General features: G+C 54.9%; 24 protein-coding genes. 17 read left to right on the forward strand and 7 right to left on the reverse strand.

Annotated features, from left to right (window positions below):
* Positions 1-11 precede the first annotated feature (11 nt).
* Complete coding sequence (locus tag AYI87_RS05790) at positions 12-413, reverse strand: MerR family transcriptional regulator (RefSeq protein ID WP_011866366.1); 402 nt, start codon at positions 411-413, stop codon at positions 12-14.
* Between the two features lie 286 nt (positions 414-699).
* On the opposite strand from AYI87_RS05790, the gene AYI87_RS05795 reads away from it, so the two are divergent.
* The gene (locus AYI87_RS05795) at positions 700-2,604 is read left to right on the forward strand and encodes a propionyl-CoA synthetase (RefSeq protein WP_144200771.1); all 1,905 of its coding nucleotides are present in this window, start codon (positions 700-702) and stop codon (positions 2,602-2,604) included.
* Positions 2,605-2,676: 72 nt separating this feature from the next.
* Here the strand turns inward: AYI87_RS05795 and AYI87_RS05800 are convergent, their stop codons facing one another.
* Positions 2,677-4,305 carry a methyl-accepting chemotaxis protein gene (locus tag AYI87_RS05800; protein ID WP_144200397.1) on the reverse strand — a complete coding sequence of 543 codons (1,629 nt, stop codon included), beginning with the start codon at positions 4,303-4,305 and terminating at the stop codon, positions 2,677-2,679.
* 187 nt (positions 4,306-4,492) lie between these two features.
* Between AYI87_RS05800 and AYI87_RS05805 the strand changes: the two genes are divergently transcribed.
* The 3 genes from AYI87_RS05805 (at position 4,493) to AYI87_RS05815 (ending at position 6,390) form a co-directional block, all read left to right on the forward strand.
* Positions 4,493-5,476, forward strand: a complete 984-nt coding sequence (locus AYI87_RS05805) for a toxin-antitoxin system YwqK family antitoxin (RefSeq protein ID WP_144200399.1) — start codon at positions 4,493-4,495, stop codon at positions 5,474-5,476.
* A gap of 36 nt (positions 5,477-5,512) precedes the next feature.
* Positions 5,513-5,797, forward strand: coding sequence for a hypothetical protein (locus tag AYI87_RS21400; RefSeq protein ID WP_260865089.1), 285 nt, complete (start codon positions 5,513-5,515; stop codon positions 5,795-5,797).
* Between the two features lie 401 nt (positions 5,798-6,198).
* The gene (locus tag AYI87_RS05815; RefSeq protein WP_144200401.1) at positions 6,199-6,390 is read left to right on the forward strand and encodes a DUF3185 family protein; all 192 of its coding nucleotides are present in this window, start codon (positions 6,199-6,201) and stop codon (positions 6,388-6,390) included.
* Between the two features lie 221 nt (positions 6,391-6,611).
* Here the strand turns inward: AYI87_RS05815 and AYI87_RS05820 are convergent, their stop codons facing one another.
* Positions 6,612-7,424, reverse strand: coding sequence for a MipA/OmpV family protein (locus tag AYI87_RS05820; protein ID WP_144200403.1), 813 nt, complete (start codon positions 7,422-7,424; stop codon positions 6,612-6,614).
* A gap of 199 nt (positions 7,425-7,623) precedes the next feature.
* Positions 7,624-8,619, reverse strand: coding sequence for an NADP-dependent oxidoreductase (locus AYI87_RS05825; protein WP_144200404.1), 996 nt, complete (start codon positions 8,617-8,619; stop codon positions 7,624-7,626).
* Positions 8,620-8,906: 287 nt separating this feature from the next.
* Here AYI87_RS05825 and AYI87_RS05830 point away from each other — a divergent pair, with 287 nt between their 5' ends.
* Entirely contained in the window at positions 8,907-9,377 is a 471-nt protein-coding gene (locus AYI87_RS05830; RefSeq protein WP_011866359.1) for a MarR family winged helix-turn-helix transcriptional regulator, read from the forward strand.
* A gap of 265 nt (positions 9,378-9,642) precedes the next feature.
* Positions 9,643-11,184 (forward strand): NADP-dependent phosphogluconate dehydrogenase, encoded by a 1,542-nt coding sequence (gene gndA / locus AYI87_RS05835; protein WP_144200408.1) that lies wholly within the window; start codon positions 9,643-9,645, stop codon positions 11,182-11,184.
* Between the two features lie 79 nt (positions 11,185-11,263).
* Here the strand turns inward: gndA and AYI87_RS05840 are convergent, their stop codons facing one another.
* Positions 11,264-12,796, reverse strand: a complete 1,533-nt coding sequence (locus AYI87_RS05840; RefSeq protein ID WP_144200410.1) for a DUF3612 domain-containing protein — start codon at positions 12,794-12,796, stop codon at positions 11,264-11,266.
* 181 nt (positions 12,797-12,977) lie between these two features.
* Here AYI87_RS05840 and AYI87_RS05845 point away from each other — a divergent pair, with 181 nt between their 5' ends.
* Positions 12,978-13,514: a malate synthase gene (locus tag AYI87_RS05845; RefSeq protein WP_144200411.1), complete on the forward strand. Its 537-nt coding sequence runs from the start codon at positions 12,978-12,980 to the stop codon at positions 13,512-13,514.
* A 72-nt stretch (positions 13,515-13,586) separates the two neighbouring features.
* On the opposite strand, the gene AYI87_RS05850 is transcribed toward AYI87_RS05845, so the two are convergent.
* Entirely contained in the window at positions 13,587-14,459 is an 873-nt protein-coding gene (locus AYI87_RS05850) for a 1,4-dihydroxy-2-naphthoate polyprenyltransferase (protein WP_144200413.1), read from the reverse strand.
* A gap of 406 nt (positions 14,460-14,865) precedes the next feature.
* Here AYI87_RS05850 and AYI87_RS05855 point away from each other — a divergent pair, with 406 nt between their 5' ends.
* From AYI87_RS05855 to ompW, 5 genes are all read left to right on the forward strand, one after another.
* Complete coding sequence (locus tag AYI87_RS05855; RefSeq protein WP_144200773.1) at positions 14,866-15,783, forward strand: SDR family NAD(P)-dependent oxidoreductase; 918 nt, start codon at positions 14,866-14,868, stop codon at positions 15,781-15,783.
* A 402-nt stretch (positions 15,784-16,185) separates the two neighbouring features.
* On the forward strand, positions 16,186-17,049 hold the full coding sequence (tesB, locus tag AYI87_RS05865; protein WP_144200415.1) for an acyl-CoA thioesterase II: 864 nt from the start codon (positions 16,186-16,188) through the stop codon (positions 17,047-17,049).
* A 28-nt stretch (positions 17,050-17,077) separates the two neighbouring features.
* The gene (locus AYI87_RS05870) at positions 17,078-17,470 is read left to right on the forward strand and encodes a YbaY family lipoprotein (protein ID WP_144200417.1); all 393 of its coding nucleotides are present in this window, start codon (positions 17,078-17,080) and stop codon (positions 17,468-17,470) included.
* 248 nt (positions 17,471-17,718) lie between these two features.
* A complete protein-coding gene (locus tag AYI87_RS05875) occupies positions 17,719-17,913 on the forward strand; it encodes a hypothetical protein (RefSeq protein ID WP_144200419.1) in 195 nt (64 codons plus the stop codon).
* Between the two features lie 803 nt (positions 17,914-18,716).
* Complete coding sequence (ompW, locus tag AYI87_RS05880) at positions 18,717-19,358, forward strand: outer membrane protein OmpW (RefSeq protein WP_011866351.1); 642 nt, start codon at positions 18,717-18,719, stop codon at positions 19,356-19,358.
* A gap of 70 nt (positions 19,359-19,428) precedes the next feature.
* On the opposite strand, the gene AYI87_RS05885 is transcribed toward ompW, so the two are convergent.
* Positions 19,429-20,199, reverse strand: coding sequence for an SDR family NAD(P)-dependent oxidoreductase (locus tag AYI87_RS05885; RefSeq protein WP_144200421.1), 771 nt, complete (start codon positions 20,197-20,199; stop codon positions 19,429-19,431).
* Between the two features lie 118 nt (positions 20,200-20,317).
* On the opposite strand from AYI87_RS05885, the gene AYI87_RS05890 reads away from it, so the two are divergent.
* The 5 genes from AYI87_RS05890 to AYI87_RS05910 all read left to right on the forward strand — a co-directional run bounded on the left by AYI87_RS05890 (position 20,318) and on the right by AYI87_RS05910 (position 25,138).
* Positions 20,318-20,719, forward strand: coding sequence for a YbaY family lipoprotein (locus tag AYI87_RS05890; RefSeq protein ID WP_144200423.1), 402 nt, complete (start codon positions 20,318-20,320; stop codon positions 20,717-20,719).
* A 73-nt stretch (positions 20,720-20,792) separates the two neighbouring features.
* Positions 20,793-21,758: a homoserine O-succinyltransferase gene (metA, locus tag AYI87_RS05895; protein ID WP_011866348.1), complete on the forward strand. Its 966-nt coding sequence runs from the start codon at positions 20,793-20,795 to the stop codon at positions 21,756-21,758.
* Positions 21,751-22,335 (forward strand): GNAT family N-acetyltransferase, encoded by a 585-nt coding sequence (locus AYI87_RS05900; protein WP_144200425.1) that lies wholly within the window; start codon positions 21,751-21,753, stop codon positions 22,333-22,335. The genes metA and AYI87_RS05900 overlap by 8 nt, the downstream gene beginning before the upstream one ends.
* Positions 22,336-22,526: 191 nt before the next feature.
* On the forward strand, positions 22,527-23,144 hold the full coding sequence (locus AYI87_RS05905) for an NAD(P)H-dependent oxidoreductase (RefSeq protein WP_144200427.1): 618 nt from the start codon (positions 22,527-22,529) through the stop codon (positions 23,142-23,144).
* Between the two features lie 5 nt (positions 23,145-23,149).
* Positions 23,150-25,138 carry a monovalent cation:proton antiporter-2 (CPA2) family protein gene (locus tag AYI87_RS05910; RefSeq protein ID WP_144200429.1) on the forward strand — a complete coding sequence of 663 codons (1,989 nt, stop codon included), beginning with the start codon at positions 23,150-23,152 and terminating at the stop codon, positions 25,136-25,138.
* Positions 25,139-25,141 lie beyond the last annotated feature (3 nt).

A 25,141-nucleotide genomic window follows, 5' to 3' on the forward strand; every position in this document is an offset into this window, starting at 1 on the left:
CTGTGCCCGGCCTAGGCGCGTTCTTGCTGCTCCAGGGCGGCGCGGCACTGCTGCTCGGCGGAGTTGAGCTCCATCAAGACCACCTTGATGTCGTCCATCTGCTGCTGCAGGGCCGATTTCTTCTCTTCCACCAATTCCAGCATGGTGTGAAGCTGGGTACTGCTGTTCTTATCGGCGTCGTAGAGCTCGAACAGACGGCGGGTTTCGGCGAGCGAGAAGCCCAGACGTTTACCCCTTAAGATCAGCTTGAGACGAACGCGATCTTTCAGGCCATAGATGCGGGTTTGCCCGCGGCGCTTAGGTTTCAGCAGCCCCTGATCTTCGTAGAAGCGGATACTACGGGTAGTAATATCGAACTCCTTCGACAGGTCGCTGATAGAGTAGGTGGTCTGTGGACTGTGTTTGTCACTCATCGAAAAAATACCATATTGATTAACTTTCCTAGCACGATATATGAAGTTTACGTAAAGGTAAAGATTTTAGGTGGTGCTAATGGTCTATCTGGCTGTAAAAATTGCACTGCACACTGGTGAAATAACCGCCAGCCGCGGGTTTGGGGTGAGGTTAGGCAAAGGTCTAATGGGAAAAGTGCAACTTGGCTCCATAATGTGATCTATGGCGCATAAGCCAAATCGTATGGAAGGGGAAGCCGATATGTCGACCGTGAGTGGCGGGCGCATGTCATTCGGAGAAGATCACATGAAGGATTTGCATAATCAGTTACACCAGGAATCTATCGATAATCCTAACGCCTTCTGGGGCGAGGCCGCCGGGGCCTTAGCCTGGGACAAGACGTTCGACAGGGTACTCGATGACAGTCAGGCACCTATGTATCGCTGGTTTAGCGGCGGGCAGCTCAATACCTGTTATAACGCGGTCGACAGACACGTGGAGGCCGGGCGTGGCGAGCAGGTGGCGATTCAATATGTGAGCCCGATTACGGGCACAGAATATGGGATCACCTACAACGAGCTGCAGGCCCAGGTGAGCCGACTGGCGGGCTACATGGCCAGCCAGGGCGTCGTCAAAGGCGACAGGGTGATCATCTATATGCCCATGGTGCCAGAGACAGCCTATGCCATGCTGGCCTGTGCCCGCCTTGGGGCGATTCACTCTGTGGTATTCGGCGGTTTCGCCGCCAACGAGCTGGCGACCCGAATCGATGATGCCAAGCCTAAGATGATCCTCTCCGCCTCCTGCGGCGTCGAGCCATCGGGCGTGGTGGCTTACAAGCCACTGCTGGACGATGCGCTGGAGCAGGCGAGCCACAAGGTGGAGCAGTGTGTGATCCTCAATCGTCCTCAGCTGCAAGCAGACTTAGTCGACGGCCGTGACGTCGACTGGCAGGGGGCCATGGCCGATGCGCCAAACATCGACTGTCAGACGGTAGAGGCGACCGATCCCCTTTATATCCTCTATACCTCGGGCACCACGGGTCAGCCCAAGGGGGTAGTGCGCGACAATGGCGGCCACGCCGTGGCGCTCGCCTGGTCGATGAAGCATATCTATGATATTAACCCGGGAGATGTCTTCTGGGCGGCCTCGGATGTGGGCTGGGTGGTTGGTCACTCCTACATCGTCTATGGCCCCTTACTGGTTGGCGCCACCACGGTACTGTTCGAGGGTAAGCCTGTGGGCACGCCGGATCCCGGTATCTTCTGGCGCACCATAGCCAAATATAATGTGAAAAGTTTCTTTACCGCGCCGACGGCGATCCGCGCCATCAAACGCGACGATCCCGAGGGCGATTACCTCAAGGATGTGGACCTTAGCTGTCTCGGCACTTTGTTCCTCGCCGGTGAGCGCTGCGATCCCGATACCCTGCACTGGGCCGAGCAGCAGCTCGACAAGCCGGTGATCGACCACTGGTGGCAGACAGAAACCGGCTGGCCGGTCGCCGCCAATCTGATGGGCACGGCGCCGGTACCCGTCAAGGCGGGCTCTCCTGCCAAGGCGGTGCCTGGTTATGATGTGCAGGTGCTCGATGAGATGGGCGATGTCGTGGCGCCGGATCAGTCGGGCAACGTGGTGATCAAGCTGCCGCTGCCGCCGGGCACGTTGGCGACCCTGTGGCAAAACGAGGGACGCTACAAGGAGAGCTACCTCTCCATGTATCCGGGTTATTACCTCACAGGGGATGCCGGTTACATGGATGATGAGGGCTATCTCTATATCATGAGCCGCATCGACGACATCATTAATGTGGCCGGTCACCGTTTGTCGACCGGACGCTTCGAAGAGGTGTTGTGTCAGCATGAGGCGGTGGCCGAGGCGGCGGTGATTGGGGTGGACGATAAGCTCAAGGGGCAGGTGCCTCTGGGTCTGGTGGTGCTCAAGAAAGGCTGCGATCTCAGCGACGAGCAGCTCTACAAGGAGCTGATCGCCCTGGTGCGTGAGCAGATTGGCCCTGTGGCCGCCTTTAAGCTGGTGAGCGCCGTGCCTAAGCTGCCTAAGACGCGCTCGGGTAAAATACTGCGCGGCACCATGCGTAAGATTGCCGACAATCAAGAGTTCAAGATGCCGGCAACCATAGAAGATCCCTACACCCTAGAACTGGTGCGCAACGCCCTGACCCGCATGGGTTACGCCGACGCCCACGTCTAGCGCGTCTTCTACTCGTTATTAATAAAGGGCCCTAGGGCCCTTTTTGTTTCGGTACTCATTTTTGCTGCTGACTCATAGCTTAAAGGTCTCAATCCTGGCCTTGAGGCTGTGGGCCAGGTTGCTGATCTCCTGACAGGCGATGGCGGTCTGAGAGGCACCCTCTGTCATTTCGGTAGAGACATTGTTGATATGATCCACGCTGCGGTTGAGTTCCTCGGAGACCGCATTTTGCTCGCTACAGGCGGTGGCGATCTGGGTGCTCATCTGGGCGATGTTTTCCACCGAATGCGCTATCTCGCCTATCTGGCTGCCAGCGGCGTTGACCTGCTCGACACACTGGCCTATGCCCGTCTGGCACTCCTGGCTGGAGTGGCCAATCTTACTGCTGTTTTCCTGCAGCTGATTGACGATATCCACGATCTGCGCCGTGGAATCCTGGGTGCGCTGTGCCAGAGATCTCACCTCATCGGCTACTACGGCGAAGCCTCGGCCCTGTTCGCCGGCGCGGGCGGCCTCGATGGCGGCGTTGAGGGCCAGCAGGTTGGTCTGCTCGGCAATGCCACGGATCACATCCACCACCATATTGATGTTGTTGGAGCTGGATTCCAGCTCTTGGGCCAATAGGTCCGACTGCTGAATCGTCTGGGAGACCCGCTCGATCACCGAGATAGTCTGGGCCAGTGTCTCAGTGCCTTGTTTGGCGATCTCTGTCGCCGAATAGGCTGAGGTTGCGCCGTTCTCGGTATTCTGCGCCACTTCACCCACGGCGGCTTGCATCTGGGTCATGGCCGAGGCCACCGAGCTGAGTTCGAGCTGTTGGTTCTGCATGCTGGAGGCGTTTTGCGCCGAGATGGCACTCACCTCTTCGACAGCGGCGGTCAGCTGTATGGTGGAGTCGTTGATCTCTGAGACCAGAGAATGCAGATTGCTCTGCATGGTGACTAATTCGCGCAGCAGGGTGCCAAGCTCATCCTGGGTCAGGGCCTGTTCGTCTATGGTGTTGTTAAGCTGTCCCTTGGCAATGTTGGCGGCGAAAGTCAAGGCCCTGTCGATGGGGCGGCAGATGGCCCGCGATAGCAAGGTGGAGGCGAGGGCGATTACTATGATGATCACCAGCGCCCCTATGCCCGCGCTATATTGGGTCGATAGCGCCTCGTCGTGCACATTTATGCCTATCTGCTTGACCAGTTCATCGTTGAGTCCCAGGGTGTCGTCCAGGCTGCTGAGCGCCTTGGAATAGGTGCCGAAACTCGCCAGCACCACCTGGTTAGCCTTGTCGGCATCTCCCTGATTGAGCAGGCCGTTATAGGCGCTGGTCTCCTGTATATACTGATTCCAGGTGTCTTTGAATACCTTAAAGGATTGACGCTCTTGTTCGTTGAGCCGTAGCGCCTCATAGGCGGAAATGCCCGCCTGAACGTCGGCGCGCCATCTGTCCAGATCTTGCAGCCACTGGCCTATCTTGGGGTTGTCACTGTTAGGCAGTAGCGAAAATTCATCTTTTCGCACCTTGGTGATGTCGACCTGTATCCCCTTGAGAATGGCGACCGAGGGCAGGCTCTTGTCGGTCAGCACCCGGATGTTGTTATTGAGCGCCGACAGGCTCAAGATCAGCAGGGTTGCGACGATGGCAAACACGACAAACACGGCCAGATAACTTGCCCATATCTTCTTGACCACACTCAAGTCTCTAATATTCATAAGCTTCCCCATAAAAACCTTGCCAAAAGACCAATATCTATTAACTATAGCGGCATTCTCGGCGTGTCTCATGACCAATTAGCTGTAAATCATAGCTTTTATTTTGTGCTTGGCTGTGACATGCCTATGGTGAAGAGTGACATAGGGAAGAAGGCGAGCTCTGGTGTCAGGGAGTTGGAGAAAAAGGATGACAAAACCTAACAGGCTGTCGGCGGTTTTAATCGCCGTGACTTTTCTGGGCCTGGGCTACATGGCAATGGATGAGCTGACCAAAGACTATGTCGACTTTGAGAAGCTTGAAAGGATCGACGGCCGCTTTCATCTGCGCGGTGAGGTCGAGCCCTATAGCGGTAAGGCCAAGTATTTCGGCGATGATGGCTGGCTAAAGCAGCAAGCCATGCTCCGTCAAGGCAAGCTTAACGGCGAGCTGCAGGACTTTTATGAAAGTGGTGCCGTCCAGGCGGTTACGCATTATGTCGATGGTCAGATAACGGGCGTGACCCGTGTCTATCTGGAAGATGGCACCCTGAATAAGGAGATCCCCTATCAAGATGGGCTGAAACAGGGCACGGAAAAACACTACGGTTTCGAGGGCGGTCTGCTGTCTGAGTCTATCGAATATCGCCAGGGCAAGCGTAACGGCTGGAGCACGAGTTACTGGGATCCAGACAGATTAAGAAATCGCATCCATTATGTGGACGACCTGCGTGACGGCCTGTGGCAGCAATACAGCTTCGGCAAGGTGGTGATAGAAGGCACCATGGTCGAGGACAAAGAAGATGGCGAGTGGCGAACCTATTTTCAGGATACCGACATCTTGCAGGGGATCGCCCACTTCAAGACGGGTCAGCTTCACGGTGAGGTGACCGAGTTTTATGAGAATGGCACCAAGGAGTGCATCGAATATTATGCCACAGGCAGCAAGGTCGGTACCTGGACACGTTTTTATGACGATAGCAGCCTGGAGCTGGTGAAAAACTACCGTAATGACAAGCTAGAGGGCAGCTATCGCGAATATTACCGCGGTGGTCAGCTCGCCGTAGAGGGGCAATACCGAGATGGCGAGAAGGTCGGTATATGGCGCCGCTTCAGCCCGAATGGTGAGCTAGTCTCCGAGCATGAGGAGCAAAGGGTCAGGCTGGAAGCGGACATTGCTGTGAGCGAGGAGTAAGGCGCTATTTTGTAAGGAATGAGTGAGGCATTAAATATGGAAGTGATTTTTACCAAGGGAGATGGCCGCTACGGCAAACTTTGCTGTGTTCGTCAGGACGCCAGTCGCACCGAGACCCAGATGCCGGAGCAGGGGATCGCGCCCCACGACATGATCCATTACGTGGTGGAGAAGACCCTGGCGATTGCTGGCGCCTTCTATGGTCAGCTAAAGGCTGGTGCCAACATCAGCTTTACCCTGGAGCATAATCAGCTGTCGCGGCAGATAGCCGATAAGACCCAGGTGTGGCAGACAGAATCCATGGTGGAGGCGCTGCAGTAGCTCTATTGGTCGCAGGAGCTCAACTTCGAGGGTTTCTGTTATCTGCTCGCCCAGGGCTGTGAGCAGCGAGGGCTCGCCATTCCCCTAGTGAGTGAGCATGAGTTCAAGCAGATAATTGCCGAGATCACCGAGCTTACCCGCCATTGGCAGGCCCTAAAACCGGGGCAGAGCATGACGCTAGTCTTCTAGTTGGCTCTTTTAGATGAAGGCTGCTAGCCCCTTGTATTAGCCCCTTGTATTAGCTGGGGTCTGTCTTGGGCGGTCGCCGAGGGGGGGAGCCTGCTTAGCGTTTCAGCCGTAATTGTTGCGGGATAAATCTCGAGGCATAAATCCTGTCATTGAAATATGGCTTTAAGCTGTCGTATGCTGGGACTAAGATTGTTTTTCAAGAGGTTGGGGAAATGAAGAGTAAGTATTTAGGGATTGTCCTGTTGGTTATCGGCGTGGCCTTGGCATGGTGGGGCTACAACATCTACGATTCTACCAGTTCGCAGATCACCCGCGCGGTTAACGGCGACACCCCCATAGAGGCCTGGGCAGGCATGGTCGGCGGCGCCATCTGCGTGCTGGTTGGCCTGCTGAAACTGAAATAGTTCTTAGGTTATATATGTCGCTAAACCAAACCGGAAGAAAGCGCGTATTGGATGAAAAGCCTGCATGATGCAGGCTTTTTTCTTTTGCAGGGAGCTTATTTTTGCAGAAAAAGTTTCTTTGCAGGGAGTCTCTTTCCAGGGAGTTTCTCTTGCTTCAAATAAGCTGGGCAGATCCTTTGCCCTTAGGCCGAGCGGGGTTTAGGCCTAATTTTTCCAATTTTTTAGAAACGGTAGCTCGCCATCAGGTTGGCCGACCACTGATTGCGTGAATCGGTAATGGGCGAGTCGGCAATCTCCTTGCTCAGGCGGGTGTAGCTGGTCTGCTGGGTAATGCGCCAGTTGCTCGAGAGCGGCAGTATCAGCTGGTAGCCAACGTCATAGTTCACGCCGGCCTTGGCCTCGTACTGTGGACGCTTGGGCAGAGCCTCTTTCTTGCTGACGCCAAAGTAGTGATCATTAAACTTGGCGCTGTTGTAACTTACGCTCACAAACGGCACCAGATCCAGACTGCCAAGCTTGAGGATCTGCTGATAGCGCACACCCGCCACATAACCCTTATATTCGCCACTGATGTCGTGCTGGAAGTTGGTGGAGAGGACGCCGCGCGGCCCCACCTTGATATCCATGTTCAGGCCCAGATCTACGCTGATACGACGCTCTTCCATGCCGGCCAGCACCTTAGACACATCCTTATCCAGCCAGAAGCCGTTGCCGGTCAGGTAGGTGCTGAAGGTGATGGCGTCTCTGTCTTTACCGTAGAGGCGGTAGTTGATGCCCTTGTCCAGATCCGCGTTGAAGCGATCGCCGTGGTAGCCCACATTTACGCGGGGGCCGAAGCGGTTGTGATCGCCGAAGGCAAATTTGTAGTCGTTCTTCTGTTCTTTGATGATGTCTGAGTTGTAGCCGGCGCCAAACTCGACCACCCAGCCTTTGCTGTGATAGACCTGACCATTGCTGATATAGGTGTCTGACTCGGCGGCCTGGGCCAGATTGATGCTGCCAAGGGCAACTAGGGCTAAGGGAAGGTACTTCATTGCTCACTCCACTTTGAAGTTGTTTATTGGTTGAGAGCAATGTACTCGCTGGGTACTTAGATAAGTATCATGAGTTTGTAAGCCTGTGTCGCCTTTGTGTATGGCGGGCCGTGAATGCCCAAGACTTTGTTGTATAAAGGTAAAAAAAGACCGGCCCTATGGAGCCGGTCTTTGTGGTGTTATCTTGTGAGGTGAATGCTTACAGCTTAACCACCATCTTACCGCGGTTCTTGCCTTCAAACAGGCCGATGAAGGCCGCCGGAGCGTTGTCGAGTCCCTCGTAGATGGTCTGCTCGGCCTTAACCTTACCGCTGGCCAGCCACTGACCCATCTGCTTGGCGAACTCGCCATAGTGCTGCCAATGCTCGAACACGATAAAGCCTTCGACTCTGAGTTTCTTCATGATGATATAGGCCAGGTTGCTTGGGCCTGGGGTTGGCTTAGTGTCGTTGTACTGGGCGATCATGCCACATACGGCGATACGGCCATGGTCGTTCATGTTGTCCAGCGCCGCGGCCAGATGCTCGCCACCGACGTTTTCAAAGTAGACATCAACGCCTTGTGGCGCGGCATCTTTCAACGCCTGACTCAGGTTAGCCGTGGTCTTGTAGTTGATCACCTGCTCGATTCCCATCGCCTTGAGGGCCTCGGCTTTTTCATCTGAGCCGACCGAGGCAACCACCTTGGCGCCCATCAAGAGACCTAGCTGACAGGCGACGCTGCCGACCGCGCCCGAGGCGGCCGAGACAAACAGGGTCTCACCTTCCTTCAGCTGGGCGATGCGGTTAAGGCCGGTCCAGGCGGTCATGCCAGGCATGCCCATGACGCCGAGGAAATGAGATTCTGACAAAGGGGTTTCCGGTAGCAGGGTATGATCTGTACCGTCGGTGACATAGTGGCTGCGCCAGCCCTTCATGCTGCTGACCTTGCTGCCCACAGGGAAGTCTTCATGGTTCGACTCTACAACCTCACCAATGGCGCCGCCTTCCAGCACTTCATCCAAGGCGAAGGGGGCAATATAGCTCTCTCTGTCTATCATGCGGCCGCGCATGTAGGGGTCGACCGACATCCAGAGGTTCTTGACCAGGAATTCGCCCGGCTTGAGGGCCGGAAGTTCCACCTGCTTAAGGCCAAAGTTGGCTTGGGTTGGCATGCCTTCAGGGCGGCTGGCCAGTGTTATCTCTTGTGCTTGCATGGAATTAACCTCATTTTGCTTTGCGCGCTAACTAATTGTGGTAGACTCTACAAACAAATTGAGTACAACGCAAATACTTTGTGCGCAAAGTAATGTATTTTTAATGTCCGCTCCTTGCTCCTGAATTCTGTTAAGATAGCCGCCCTAAAGCTTGGGGCAGCTAGCATATGCGGGAAAGGTGATGAAACTTTTAAGCAATAAGACGTTAAGTCATTAAGTAACACATTAAGCGGTAGCGCATTGAGCAAAAGTTGAGTAACAGTTAAGTCAGATAGATGGGTAACACTATGAGTAAGCAGATGAGTGAAGCAGAGACGGCAGTAGTAACTGAAGGGGCGCAATGCCTGTCGGATAATGTCTGCTTCGCCCTCTATACCGCCGCCAATGCCTTGGTGCGCGCCTATCGTCCCTTGCTTCAGGAGTGCGATCTGACCTATCCGCAATATCTGGCGATGCAGGCGCTCTGGCTCAAAGACAATGCCAGCCTGACGGATCTCTCCCAGGCGACTCGGCTGGATCTCGGCACCTTAACCCCTATCGTCAAGCGTCTGGAGGCCAAGGGGTTGGTGGTGCGTCATGTGGATAGCCGGGATGAGCGCAAGAAGGTGATTCAGGTGACTCAGGCCGGCGAGGCCCTCAAACAAGAGGCGCTGGCGCTGAAGCAGCAGCTTTTGGAGAAGGTGAGCGTGTCTGACATTGAGCTGGAACAGCTAAGGCAAGTTTGTCTGACCCTGACCCATGAGCTCAATCAGAAATAGTCGATTCAGCAAGTTATTCAGGTGCTTGATGGCGCTACCTTTTAAATGAGAAAACACTGTTCTGCACAGCGGCTAGTAAGCCTGGACTTTTCCTAGTAATTAACTTACCAAACTTTGTATAATCGCGACCAATTTCGTGCCTATCGACTATGTGGCTCGCAGTTGAAGCAATTGAGCGATTTAAGCTTATGATTTGACTCAGATAGTCCAGACTATAATAAAGGATAGGTGTAGACAATCTCAGTTTCCCATGGGGAAAAATCTCATGCAAAATCACTCAGACCTCCTCGACATAGGCGTGATAGGCCTAGGCGTTATGGGCAAAAACCTGGCGCTTAACATTGCCGATAATCGCTACCGCGTCGCTGCCTTCGATCTCGACTCAGCCAAGCGAGATGCCCTGCTTGAGCAGGAGCAAAAAGAGCGTCCCGCCATGCAAGCGCAGCGCATCCTAGGATGTAGCAATCTTTCAGAAATGTTATCCAGTCTCGCAAAACCTCGGGTGTTGGTCCTATCGGTACCTGCCGGTGCGCCAGTGGATGGCGTCTGTAATGCCCTGCTAGAGGCCGGGATAGAGCAGGACGATATCGTGGTGGATACGGGCAACAGCCTGTGGACAGATACCGTGGCCCGCGAAGCCCAATATCAGGACAAGTTTATCTTCTTTAGCTGCGCCATCTCAGGCGGCGAGATGGGTGCCCGCTTCGGGCCCTCCTTGATGCCGAGCGGCAATATAAAGGCCTGGGACAGGATCAAGCCCATCTGGGAGGCGATAGCCGCCAAGGTTGACCCTAAAACCGGCCTGCCCATCGAGCGTCAGGAGCCGGGTAACCCTGTGACCGAGGGCGAGCCATGCACCACCTACATAGGCCCGGCCGGCGCCGGTCACTATGTGAAGATGGTACATAACGGCATCGAATACGCCGACATGCAGCTGATCTGCGAGGCCTATCAGCTGCTGAGCGATGGTCTTGGGCTGAGCGCCGCCGAGGTGGGTGAGATCTTCGCGCGCTGGAACCAGGGCAGCCTCAACAGCTACCTGATGGAGATCAGCGCCGATGTGCTGTCACAGGCCGATCCTCTTACCGGCAAGCCGTTGGTGGAGATGATCTTGGATAAGGCGGGTCAGAAGGGCACTGGCCTGTGGACTGCGGTCAGCAGTTTGCAGATTGGCTGCCCAGCGCCGACTATCGCCGAGGCCGTATACGCCAGAGCGGTGAGTACCCAGAAGCAACAGCGCCAGCAGCTGAGCCTGTTACTGGCAGGCCCCGAGCCGTTGACATTGAGTGACGATGAGCGCGCCGCCTTTATCGATGAGCTTGAAAACGCCCTCTACTGCGCCAAGATTGCCTGTTATGCCCAGGGTTTCCAGCTGATGGCCATGAATGCTCAGGAGCGCGGTTGGCAGTTGGATTTTGCCGAAATCGCCAAGATCTGGCGCGCCGGTTGTATCATTCGCGCCACCTTCCTGCAATCGATCACCCAGGCCTATCAAGAGGCGCAGAAGGTGGGAGAGCCTCTCGACAACCTGCTGATGGCCGAGACCTTTAGCCTGGCCTTGTCGGCCAAGCAGCAAGACTGGCGCCGCGCGGTGGCAAGGGCCATCATGAGCGGCGTGCCCGTGCCTTGTATCGGCTCGGCGCTGGCCTACTACGACAGCTATCGCAGCGAGACTCTGCCCGCCAACCTGCTGCAAGGTCAGCGGGACTACTTCGGCGCCCATACCTTCGAGCGTATCGATAAGGGCGCCGGCGAAAAGTATCACCTCAACTGGAGCCATAGCGAGCGCACGCTAGAGAAGCTCTAGTGCTTCACTAAGCTTCTACAGAAGAGAAAAACCGCTAGCTGCTGACTAGCGGTTTTTTTATCTGAGTTGTTGTGGCCGCCTAGCCCTGACAGCCACCACTCTCGTAGCAGCTTGGCTTGCGCGGGCAGCTGGCGCCGCGGGAACAGATGAGCCGAGCCTCGCTGTCGATGCCGCGCTCCACCCAGTTGATGTTGAGGATCTTAGCCACACGCTTGATGTCTGTCTTGATGTTGCCGGGCAGGGGCGCCGAGCCGCCATTGTCCACACAGACTTCCTTGAGTTGCTGCGCCACCTGGTTGGCATCGCCGCCCTGGGCCTCGATGGCCGGGTTAAGGTCGATACCGGCGCAGAGCACATGGGGATTGCCCGCCAGGTCTTTCACCCGAATCGATTCGCAGCAGTAGATCTTGGGCTCGTTGGCCACATCCAGGATGGAGATCTGCGCCGAGGAGCCCTGGGTTGAGGCGTTGATCATCCTAAACACCGCCCAGTGCTGGCAGGGATCTTCCACCTGGCGCATGTTGCCCCAGGGTAGGGGGATGCCGTTGCCTCGGTATACGGCCTTGAGCTTACCGGGCGAATAGGCATCGAAATAGTGCCAGTGGCTGTAGGGGGAGACCGCCGTCATGCGGCGCATGGCCACCGAGGGAGAGACATCCACCAACTTGGCCACATCTATCTCATAGCCATGACGGTCGAGCAACTGCCGGAAGGGCACCTTAGGGCAGAGCAAGGCGCCGGCGAAGAAGCTGGACTCGAAGTCCCGCCAGGCATGCAGGATATCCTGGGCGTCCACGGTGGAGGATTGCCCACGAGTGTCCGCCTCATCCACCAGGCTGGTGCCATGGCTGCGCCCCGCGACCATGATGCTCTTCAGGCCATCCTTGTTGTGCAGCACGCTGTGGCCGATATGGACCGCAAGATCGTACTTGAGGCGGCGGGTATGCTGGTTGAGCAGCTGGTTGAGGCAGATCTTGTTGGGCTGCTCGAAATAGGAGGTGATGATGTGCTGCTTGCTGGCGCCCGCCTCTTCGCGGATCGCCTTGGGCGCCCGGGTAAACCATTTCACTACCAGGCCGAGACGCTGGACAATGGCCAGCAGATCCTCGAGGCTCAGGGGCATGCGTTTGAGCCCCACCTCTTCGGCGGCGCGCTCGAGATCGGGAAAATGATTCTGATGATGTTCCTGATGGGCGCGGATCAGTAGGTGCGCAAATTGACGGCCGCTGATCCCTGTCTGGGAAAGCATCTCTGGGATGGCGATTTGCAAAATCTCGTTGGAAAACAGGAAGCTTGGCTCCAGCGCCATGCCGCTGATCCCGCCGCGAGAGCCCTTGACCGGGGTGATCGCCTGCTCCTCTGGGGCGTCGTCGAGAAACCAATCCACCTCCTTTTGAAACACGGCGGCGATCACCGCCAGCATGCCGGCGCTGGGCACGCGCTTGCCGCGTTCTATCATGGAGAGGTAGGAGACAGAGGGGGCTGAATCCGCATCTACCCTGACACAGCGGGCCGACAGGTCTTCCATGGTTAGGTTATTACGTTTCCTGAGATTGCGTATCTTAGTACCCAGGAAATGCGATTTTCTCATCAAGCTGCTATTGGTCTTCATTTTGTAAAATTCACACTGTGAAATTTCTATTGTGAAATTGTAATGAAAAAGCCGCTAGACTACAAATTAAGCAATCGGGGAAGCGACAAATCCCTTGGAGCGCCACTTAAAGCTGTAGGGCAAAGATGTCATCAGCGAGTCGAACATAGCAATAGATAGCACAAGTGAGAGGGATGAGGCGATGAATATACAGACAGAACAACTAGACCAGAGTATTTACAACTTCATCAAGCAGGTAATGCCTATGACACAGATTAATGGAAACAATGCGCTGGCACCTCAGATGCAGCAAGATGGCCTGACCTATGCCAAGCAGATCTTGGATCAGTACTTTCCATTGAGTCAGGGTTCTCACCAGGATGTCTGCAGCTATGTGATCTACTACAAGCAGCTACTGGCCTTCTTCGCCGATGGCAGCCAGAGCGGTCTGGCACAGCCCAAGCAATTTGTGGCCCTCTCTGGTCATAAGTGCGAGCCAAGCTCTCTGGTGCTGAAGAACAACGGCTTTCATGTCGAGATTGCGCTGGATCGCCGCGGCGAGCAGGGACGTCATGATCTGGCCGGCATCAACGACGTGCAGGTCGAGGCGGCGCTGATGACTATCGTCAATAGCGAGCAGAGCCCATGTCAGCGCACCTGGACCAGCCTGGTCACGGGTCAGGCAGATCAACACTGTAAAGAGTTTACCTCGAAAGACGGAACCGAATACTGCCTCTAAATTGTGTGATGACTCGCCATAAAAAATGCCAGCAACTGCTGGCATTTTTTATGGCTATGTCGGTTTCTTGCTTTAGGCTAAGGCGAGCCCCAGGCTGAATAGGGCGCTGAAGATCACCGTCAGTTTCGCCGTGCGTCCCAGAAGCGGGTTTAACGCCGCCCCCGAGGTCTGGCTAAATTCGCTGTTGAGCTTGCGCGCCAGGACTAGCGACAGACCGCCGAGCAGCACAGGCAGGCCGGGTAAGGTCCCAAGCAGAAAACCGCCGATGACGAGGGCGAACGGCAGATAGACAAGCGCCTGATACAGGACTCTGGCCTGACCTTCACCTATCTTAACCGCCAGGGTGCGCTTGCCCGCCTTGGCATCTGTGGGGATGTCGCGGGTGTTATTTACTAGCATCACGGCGGCGTTAAACAGGCCGATGGCGCAGCCTAAGATCCAGGCGGCGACACTGGTGTCATGGGCCTGAAGGTAGTAGCTGCCGACCACGGCCACCAGGCCGAAGAAGATAAAGGCGGCGACTTCCCCCAGACCATGGGAGGCCAGCGGGTAGGGACCGCCACTGTAACCCAGGGCGCCCAGGATAGAGGCTGCGGCCAGGATGGCGATGGGCCAGCCACCATGATAGATGAGCAGCGAGCCCACCAGCAGCGCCAGCACCAGGCAGGCGATCATGGCGTTGCGTACCTTGCTTGGGTCGAGCAGGCCACTCTGGGTGACGCGCACCGGGCCGAGTCGCTCTTCGGTGTCGATACCGCTCTTAAAATCGAAGTAGTCGTTCGCCAGGTTAACGGCAATCTGCAGCAGCAGGGCGCACAACATTGAAGTTGCGGCGATTAGCCAGCTAAATTGTGTCAGTGACAGGGCAAGGGCATTACCGACTAAGATAGGGCCAATGGCTGCGGGAAGAGTACGTGGGCGTGTCGCCAGGATCCAGGGATTCATTATCTGCGTTCGTAATTATTAGGTAGGGACTGAGCCAGGCTCGAAAATATAGCCCAAGCATAGCAAAAAAGCCCAAGTCGATGAAGCGCTTGCATTAGCATTATGTGAACAGTCTCGTTTTATTTTTCAGGGAGCCTTAGCCTAATACTCAGGGCCTTTAATAAAGCTTAAACGCCTTGTTAAAAATTTGTGTATTTTTGACGCGGCGCACATCTTTGTCACCTATTTCAGTCAAATCTGTTGCCAGCCTCAAAGAACTCTTGTCAGACATGTGCTGTTATAGCTGTCTGACTGTGGGATTCTGCTGGAAATGCTTTAAGCTTATCTAATTAATTTATATAGGTTTTATAAATTTAGCACTTGGCTTAAATAGGACTTTCGGCGGCGATAGACAAGGATCAGGATGATGCGTTTTGATGAACAGGTTGCTGTCGTCACAGGAGCGGGGGCTGGCTTAGGACGAGCCTACGCGATCGCTTTAGCCGAGCGCGGGGCGCGCTTGGCCATTATCGATTCGGGCTGCGGCGATAGTCGCTGCCAGAGTTATGCCGGCGCCGGCCTCAACAAGACCGCCCGTACCCTCGCCGAACTGGGCGCCGACTGCCTGAGCTTCCAGTTAGACGTCACCGACAGTCAGGCCCTAAAGAGCGCGATTGAGACTGTCCTCAAGCGCTGGGGTCGCATAGATATCGCCATCAATAACGCCGGCATCCACACGCCTGTCTCCTTCGATAGCCTGAGTTTCGAGCAATGGCAACGGCAACTGGATGTGGATCTCAACGGCAGTTTCCATCTGACCAAGTTGGTGTGGCCGCAGATGAAACGGCAAAACTATGGCCGTATCGTCATGACGGCGGGAGCCAGCGGCCTCTATGGTGACATGCATGAAACCCCCTACAGCACGAGCAAGATGGCGCTTGTCGGCCTGGTCAACAGCCTGGCAAAGGAGGGGCGCGACTACAACATCTCGGTCAATACCCTGGTGCCTCAGGCCTTAACCGTCATGACGGCGCATCATCTCAGCCCTTTGGTGAAGCCGCTGTTTAGCACCTCGTCTGTTAATGCCACGCTACTCTATCTCTGTTCCTCTCATGCCTGTAGTGGCCAACACCTGTTGGCCGCGGCCGGTAGCGTAAGCCATGGGATGTTTGTCGAGTTTCAGCCGCTGCGGATTGTGGAAGATGGCTGCAAGCCCGAGGTGATCGCCCAGCGCTGGGATGAGCTTTACCGGGCACAGCCCTATCATTTTCATGAGTCCGGCGAAGAGCAGGTGACCGCCTGGGCGAGGCGCAGCGCCGCCGAGCACCACGTGGATATTGAGTAGGCCCAGATAACGAATAGATGACGAGTCAGTGACAAATTGCCGCAGGAACCACTAGGAAAGTTTAACTGCCCTAGGGCCTGTTAATCTTCCAAGTTTAATTTTTGTTCAATCTAAACGCGTTTTGCGCGAGGCGAGAGCCATGAAGCATAGTTACTCTATGTGAATGGCGAACAACAAAGTGCAGCGCGCGTTTAGATGAACCCTTTGGGCAGCGTTTGTAGGCCATTTCTACGGTGTTATCGCCAGTTTGTTTAGGATACTTCACGGCACAGGCTCTGCCTTGTATAAATCACCTTCAAACTGCTGCAAAAACAAACGGCAAAGATCAACAGGCCCTAGCAAGATAAGGGGAATCTAAGGTAAGCTTGACGACCAATATTGATGAGTTATCGGTGAGGTTGCATGAGTCAGGTGTTAGATGATCTGTTATCCCTTTTATCGCTGGAACAGATAGAGGTAGGCCTCTATCGAGGTCAGAGCCAAGATCTGGGCTTCGGCCACGTGTTTGGCGGACAGGTCATGGGCCAGGCCCTGAGCGCTGCGGCGCAAACCGTCGACAGCGAACGTCAGGTACACTCCTTCCACTCCTATTTTCTGCGCGCCGGTGATGAGAAACAACCCATAGTCTATGACGTGGAGAATATGCGCGACGGCGGCAGCTTTAGCGCCCGCCGGGTGAAGGCGATTCAGAAGGGCAGACCCATCTTCTACATGACTTGCTCCTTCCAGAAGCCGGAGCAAGGGCTAAATCACCAGAGCCAGATGCCGGATGTGCCGGGTCCTGAGGGCTTGCTGAATCAGCAGGAGCTGGCCTCGACCCTGAGGGACAAGGTGCCTCGCAAGGTGCTGGAGAAGTTTATGGCGGACTCGCCGCTTGAGATGCGCCTGGTTAACCCATGCAATCCTATGGAACCCAACCAGAGCGAGCCCATCAGGCATGTATGGATCCGTGCCAATGGCAAGGTGCCCAAGGATCTCTCGGTGCATGAGTATCTGCTGGCCTACGCCTCAGACTTTAATTTCCTGGTGACGGCGGCGCAGCCCCACGGCGTCTCTTTCTTGACCCCGGGCATGCGCATGGCCACCATAGATCACGCCATGTGGTTCCACCGTCCGCTGGATCTCAGCCAGTGGCTGCTTTATAGCATAGATAGCCCTAATGCCGGTGGCGGCCGTGGCTTTGTGCGTGGCGAGTTTTACACCCAGAGTGGTGAGCTGGTGGCTTCGGCGACCCAGGAAGGCTTGATTCGATTAACACAGGGATAAACGAACAGTGAGTGAAAGGTTGAATGTGATGAAGATGAAAATGAAAGCCATACTGGCGTCTTTGATGCTTATTATGTTGGCGGGTTGTGTGACGGTAGAGCCCGAGCCACCGATATTCGTCAACGGCGCCGCCGGTTATCTGGAGAAGGTTAACCTGCCGCAAGGCTGTAGCATTACCATTGCGGTGATCGATCTCGACACCCCGGGTGCCATCATCGCCCAGAAGAGCTTCGATATCGCCAGGGCGCCTGTGCCCTTTAAGTTTGCCTTCGCCCGCGAGACCATAGACAAGAACGTCAACTATGGTGTGGTCGCCATGATCCAGTATCAGGGTAAGGTGATCTTCCAGACCTACGATAGGTTCCCAGTGATCAACAACGGCAAGTACACCACGGAAGTGGTGATGAAGCTGGTCAAATAAGCTGGTCAAATAAGCCAAGCTGTTAACGAATAGATAAGGGAGCCTAAGGGCTCCTTTTTTATGCTCTATTTTCCACTATTTTATATTCCGATTTTTGCTCCAAGTTATCTCCACTTGTGGCGCGTCGTCTTTGTCCCGTGTGTATTAACTTGAGTAAATTTCAGCCAGGTGCCCTTATATGAACCTTGATTAAATATATTTTATCCAATAGGGTGGGGTGATAATAATAACAAATCAAGGAAGAGCAGATGCAGTTTATCGGCAGTCATCATCTCATAGGTAGCTTGCCCGGCGCCGAAGAGCAGGGCGCTGGAACTCAAGATAAGCGTGAGCAGCGTGCTAGTTGGCAGCATCCTGAAGCTCAGGAGCCCCTGTTTGCCAGCCTAATACTGCTCAGCCTGGCGATGCTGTGTCTCACATTCGCCATCTCTGTGGCAGGTTAGCCGAGTCTAGTCACTTCAAGTTTGCCGTCTCAAGCCCGTTGTCTCGAGCCTGGTCTCTCAGCCTAACCGCCTTAATTTTGGTATCTAAGGGGCTCAGCTAGGGATTGTCATCTGAGGTTCGTTATCTTATGCGTGGCATTTCAAGCGTGTCATCTCGAGCTTGGCATTTCGAGCTTGGCATTTCGAGCGTGGCTTCGTGAGCTTGGCATCTAGAGTGTGTCATCAAAAAAGGGCCACCTTAGCTTTGCCATCAGGGATCTGCGAAAACAGGCGCCTCTAGTTATTAGTGTCTTATTTCTAGCGCCGTATTCCTAACGTCATATTCCTTGCACGGTCCAGGCCTTGTTAAAGTTGCCCCGGTTTATCAGAGTTGCCCGGTCAGCTTGATGCGCTAACCCCAACAAGCCATATCTGCCAAGTTTACGGTTCGTCTCTAGGTCGTTTTCGCTTGCTCACTTCCCCCTGTTAGCAGAGTTTCCATCAGCACTTTTTTTGAGGCGTATGCTTAAATGCAGCGCCAATTCATGTTGTGTTGTCAGTTTGTTAATAATTGAACTTGATGGAGTTCGCCTTGGTTGATCACCAAGTGATCGATGCGGATATGGGTCACGGAAATTAAAGGGGTATTGTCAATATTTGTTTATTTGCTGTGATCTGGATCGCGCCCGGCTATACAAAAAGGGGTATTACTCTGGCTTATTGATTTGGATCAATAACTTCTCAGTGCCTATCTGGCAGGATACGCGCAAATGTAAGGATTTTGATAATAAAAACAACGTTAACTGTTGTATTAATGGAGTAGTATGATGAAAAAAACTATCGTTTCAGGTCTGATCGCTGCCGCCCTACTGTCTACTGGATTTGCCGCTTCTGCTCACCAAGCAGGTGACATCATCGTTCGTGCCGGTGGTGTTGTTGTTGCCCCTAATGAGTCGAGCGAAGACGTTGCTGGTTTTGGCGAATTCAACATCAGCAGCAATACGCAGCTGGGTCTGAACTTCGGTTACATGCTGACCGACAACATTGGTATCGAGTTGTTGGCCGCTACCCCTTTTAGCCATGATGTATCGCTAAAAGGCGTTGGTAAGATTGCCGAGACCAAACACCTGCCACCTACCTTAGTGGCTCAGTATTACTTTGGTTCGGCCGATTCTAAGCTGCGTCCTTATATCGGTGCCGGTGTGAACTTCACTAACTTCTTCGACAGTGAATTTACCAATGACCTCGATGGTGCATTGACCGACCTTAGCCTAAGCAACTCTTGGGGCTTAGCGGCGCAAGCGGGTATCGACTATCAAGTGAACAAGAACTGGTTGGTTAACGCCTCTGTGTGGTACGCCAAGATCAATACCGATGTGAACTTCAAGCTTGCCGGTCAAGCGGTTAGCATCGAAACCGATATTGATCCTTGGGTTTACATGGTGAGCGTAGGTTACACCTTCTAATCTCGCTAAATATCGACATGAAAAAAAGGAGCCAATCGGCTCCTTTTTTTAACTTTCTGCTCTCTTTGGCCTATTGCGCCTTCTTGGCCGCTCTGGCCGCCTTGCGCTCTTCCTTGGTACGCCAGTGGCGGGTGTTGTAGATAAACTCCGGCAGCAGCTTGGTTAACCAGGCCACCAGACGCCAACGCTTGGTGATGTAGGCGCGGCGCTTACCTTTCTGCATCGCCTTGAGTGCCTGGCGTGCCACCTCATGGGGCGGTGATAGCCAGAGACGGCTCTGCTGCATGGCCGCCTTGTCAAGCAGACCAAGCTGAAGATCGCTAATGGTGATCGGCAGCTTGAGGCGCTGGGCATGCATGCTCAGTCCTTCGAGGTAGCTGCTGGCATAGGCCTTGGAGGCATGATAGGCCACACTTGGGCCGCCCCTTAGTCCGGCGATGGAGTTGATGGCCGCAAGCTGGCCATAGCCCTGCTCGACAAATAGTCTGAATGCCGTATTGCATATGGCGCTATAGCCCTGCACATTGACGGTAATGATATCCTGTTCCAGTTGCCAGGGCAGGGAGGCGTCATAGCCATTGAGGCCGGTATTGACGATCACGAGATGGGCACCGCCAAGTTGCTGCCAGACGCTTTCCAGGGTGGCGATGATATCCTTTGGTCTCTCTATCGCCAGCTCATGTAGGCTGACCTGGGTAGGCAGAGACTGAGAAAATTCCATAAGGGATTCGGTATCTTGTGCCAGCAAGACCAGTTCGACGCCTTGCTCGGCAAGTTGTTTGGCAATTTCACGGCTAACGAGTGAGCTGGCGCCCACAATTATTGCAGTAGCTTGAGACATGAGGCTATTTCTCAATAAATGGTTCGCCTATGATATGAAGATCTCTGATAGAGAACAAGATTTATAGTATAGACATATGGACATCCAGAAGTCTTGATGTATGATTAGGAGCAAGAGTATGAACAGATGGTTAAAACCCCTAGCGGCAGTGGCGATGAGTGCGGGCCTGTTGACGGCTTGTGCAACCCCTAATGCCAGCGTGGAGATCCAGGGGGAGGTTTGGTTTAAGGAGCGAATCGCCTTACCACCCCAGGCTGTGCTGTCGGTGCAGATCCAGGACGTGTCTAAGATGGATGCGCCTGCCGTGGTGTTAGCGGCCTTGGAGCGTGACGATGTGACCACACCTGCACCCTTTGGTTTTGTCATCCCAAGGGATCAGTTCGAGGCGGGACACACCTATAGCGTGGGCGCCAAGATCACCCTGGATGGCAAGCTGATGTTTATCAATACTCAATCCTACCCCATAGATTTAGGCGATAGCGCGCCTATCTCTGTGCTAGTGCAGCGCGTCGGCGGTTAAGGCGAGACACCGCGCCGCTTGCGACACCTAGCCTATTGTGGGGCTCTGTTAACCAGGTCGAAAGAGGCGCGGTATGCCGGTAAAAATTCCCGATAATCTGCCAGCGGCGGAAATTCTCGAATCAGAAAATATCTTTGTCATGTCCGAGACCCGGGCGGCTAATCAGGATATCAGACCCATGAAGGTGCTGATCCTCAACCTGATGCCAAACAAGATAGAGACTGAGACTCAGCTGCTTCGCCTCTTGGGTAATACCCCCTTGCAGGTGGATGTGGATCTGCTGCGCATCCACGACAAGGTCTCCAAGCACACCTCAATCGATCATATGAACAACTTCTATCGTGATTTCGAGGCGGTGCGCCATAAAAATTACGATGGCCTGATCATCACGGGCGCGCCGCTGGGGCAGATAGAGTTCGAAGAGGTAACCTACTGGGATCATATTCGCGAGATCATCGACTGGTCCCAGCACCATGTGACCTCAGTACTGTTTCTCTGCTGGGCGGCCCACGCGGCTTTGTATCACCTCTATGGCCTGCAACGTAAGCTGCTCTCGGCCAAGCGCTCCGGGGTGTTTAATCATCAGCGCACCCATAAACATTTTCCGCTGCTACGGGGCTTCGACGATGAGTTCTTCGCGCCCCATTCCCGCTTTGCCGAGATGGAGGTGGCCGATCTCAAGGCCCATAAGGAGTTGCAGGTACTGGCCGAGTCCGACGAGGCGGGCGCCTACCTGGTGCTGAGCCGCAATAACCGCAACCTGTTTGTGATGGGCCACCCCGAATATCAGAAATCCACCTTGAAGGACGAGTATCAACGAGATCTCGCCGAAGGCCTTAACCCGAGAGTGCCGAAAAACTATTTTCGCGGCGATGACCCCAGTCAGGCGCCAGTCGCCCGCTGGCATGGTCACGGCAGCCTGCTGGTCAGCAACTGGCTCAACTACTATGTCTACCAGCTGACCCCTTATGATCTCCATGATATGAGCGCCATCACCCCCTGGGAGCATGAGTACAAGGATGCCGAGGACAATGACTAAAGCGGATGCGGGCGTAGCGCCTACTCTGATCGAGACGCCCAGGCTCATCATGCGCCAGTTTGTGCTGCAAGATGCCGAGGCGGTGTACCGTTTCGCCTCGAACCCAGAGGTGGTGCGCTATACCGGCGATGGCGATGATATCAAGAGCCTGGATGATGCCAGGCGTGTCATAGAGAACTACTGGCTCGCAGGTTATCGCGACCCAGGCTATGCCCGCTACGCGCTGATCCATAAGCAGAGTAATGAGCTTATCGGTTTCTGCGGCGTCAAGTATGAGCCGCTGCTCAACCGGGGGCAGGGCGGGGTCGATATCGGCTATCGCATGCTGCCCGAGTATTGGGGCAAGGGGCTGGCCACCGAGGCCGTGATCGCCTGCCTGCATTACGCCAGAGAGACATTAGGCATAGCCTGCGTATACGCAGAGGTGATGGTGGAAAACATCGCCTCCAGCCGGGTGCTGGAGAAGGCGGGTATGGAGCAGATAGACTGCTACGAGGATGACGGGGTTCGTCTGTACCTCTATCGCACCCCCAAAAACCTTGCTAAGTCCTCGGGGCCTAGCAGCCCGTGTAAATAACAGCTCTGGCACATAACGCACTGGCACATAAAAGTCCTGGCAAATTACATCCCTGGCACATAACAGGCTAAACGGGAAAAATTGCCCAGACTGGCGCTGGCTGCGCTTGAAGAACAAGGTGTTAGGCGCTATTTTATCTAGACCTAGCGCCCGGTATTCAACCGACGCGTCACCCTCGAGAATGGATCCTCATGTCAGAGCCACAACAAGCCGTACTCCTGTTATTGGCGCATCCTTCCCAACATAGATCTGAAGTTAATCTGCCCCTGTTTGAACTGGCCAAGACGATACCCGGTGTCACCACTGTGGATCTCTATGGCGAGTATCCCGAATTTGATATCGACATCGAGCGCGAGCAGCAGCGCCTGCTTGCTCATGATGTGGTGATCTTTCAGTTTCCCCTCTACTGGTATTCCACGCCCGCCATCCTGAAGGAGTGGCAAGACCTGGTGCTGGAATATGGCTTTGCCTATGGCACGGATGGCAATGCACTCAAGGGTAAGCGCTTCTTCTGCGCCATCACAGCCGGGGGCAAGGAGGAGGCCTATCAGGCCGAGGGCTATAATCATTTCACCCTGAGACAGCTGCTGGCGCCGCTGGAGCAGACCGCCAGCCTTACCGGTATGCGCTATCTGCCGCCGTTCGCCCTGTTTGGTGCCCGCACCGCCGTCGAGGATGGCCTGATGGCGCAGCACCTTGAGGAGTGGCGCGAGCTGCTCACCGCCCTGGTGGCGGGTAAGCTCAATCGCCGTCTGGCTGCCAAGCTTGAGAAGCTTAACGGCCATCTGGATCAGATCATCACGGGGTAAGCGCCATGACCAACTATTTCCTGCAAGCCTTTATCTATCTGGTTGCCGCCGTGATCGCCGTGCCCCTGGCCAGGCGGTTTGGCCTGGGTTCGGTGCTTGGCTATCTGATCGCCGGGGTGGTGATAGGGCCAGTTATCGGCCTGGTGGGAGAGGAGACCTCAGTCATTCAGCACTTTGCCGAGTTCGGTGTGGTGATGATGCTGTTTGTGGTGGGTCTGGAACTCGAACCTAAGATGCTGTGGGCCATGCGAAATCGCCTGATGGGCCTGGGTGGGTTGCAGCTTGCGCTGACCACGGCCGCCGTGGCGGCCATTGCCCTCTATTTCGAGGTGCGGTGGAGCATCGCCTTTACCATAGGCCTTATCTTCGCCCTCTCATCGACGGCGATCGTGTTGCAAACCTTCAACGAGAAGGGGCTCAATCGCACCGATGGTGGCCGCAACGCCTTCTCTGTGTTGCTATTTCAAGATATCGCCGTGATCCCCATGCTGGCCTTTATCCCACTGTTGGCCTTGCCCGAGCTGGTGGAGCAGGCGCAGCAGGCGGCGACTCAGGTGGCGACCAAGCACGAAGAGATAAGTCTGGTGGCCGGCTTGCCGCCCTGGGCCTACGCCATAGTGATCGTCGCGGCTATCGCCATCTTAGTGGTGGGCGGCCACTATCTGAGCCGCCCGCTGTTTCGTTTCGTGGCCTCATCCGGGGTGAGGGAGATCTTTACCGCTACCGCCCTGATGTTGGTGATAGGTATCGCTGCCCTGATGAGCCTGGTGGGGCTTTCGCCGGCTCTGGGCACCTTTTTGGCGGGCGTGGTGTTGGCCAACAGTGAGTTTCGCCATGAACTTGAGTCCAATATCGACCCCTTCAAGGGGCTGCTGTTGGGGCTTTTCTTTATCACGGTCGGTGCTGGCATAGACTTTGGCATCTTGTGGCAGGATCTCGGCCTCATCCTGGGGCTGACCCTGGGGATCATAGTGCTTAAGGCCTTGGTGCTCTTGCTAATCTCGCCTGTGTTTAAGATAGGCAAAAGCGATCGCTGGCTGTTCGCCCTCAGTCTGGCCCAGGCGGGGGAGTTTGGTTTCGTGCTGCTCAGTTTCACCGTGCAAAATCATGTGCTGCCAAGTGAGCTGGCGCAGAAGCTCTCATTGGTGGTGGCCCTGAGCATGATGCTGACCCCTGGGCTGTTTATTCTGTTCGAGCGTTTTATTGAGCCCAGGTATCGCAGTGCCAAGGCGGATCGCGAGGCAGACACCATAGATGAGCACGGCAGCGTGATCATCGCAGGTGTAGGTCGTTTCGGACAGGTGATCAATCGCCTGCTCAGTGCCAATGGCATCAAGACTGTGGTGCTTGATCATCAGATTAGCCAGGTGGATATGCTGCGGCGCATCAATGTGAAGAGTTATTTTGGTGATGCGACCCGCCCGGACCTGCTGCATACGGCGGGGATAGAGGAAGCCTCCCTGTTGGTGGTGGCCATGGATAATCGCGACAGCGCGGTGGAGCTGGTGAAGTATGTTAAGCATACCTATCCCAAGGTTAAGGTGCTTGCCCGGGCGTTCGACCGCGGTCATGCCTATCTGCTGCGGGATGCCGGCGCCGACTTCATCCAGAAGGAGACCCTGCTCTCGGCCCTTGAGCTAGGCGCCGACGCCATGAAATGTCTCGGCTTTCACCCCTTCCATGTGGAGCAGCAGAAGAACACCTTTAAACGCATCGAGAAGCGCAGCTCCGATATGCTCTATGGTGCCTGGAAAGATGACAGCAGCGGTGAGCGATTCGATAACAACTATCGCAAGCTGTTTATCGAGCTGGAAGAGACCATTAAGGCCGCCATGGCCAGGGATAGAAACGACAAGTATGCCATGAGCGAGCGGGGTTGGACGCCGCCGCCCAAGGGCTATGACGAGCTACTGGACGGCGATGAGCCCCTAACAGTCAAGCGTGTCGAAGAACCTTTGCCATCGACGCCTGGTGATGAGCAGATCAAGCCTTAAGCG

The sequence above is a fragment of the Shewanella sp. KCT genome (assembly GCF_007636505.1).
Taxonomy (GTDB): Bacteria; Pseudomonadota; Gammaproteobacteria; order Enterobacterales; family Shewanellaceae; genus Shewanella; species Shewanella halotolerans.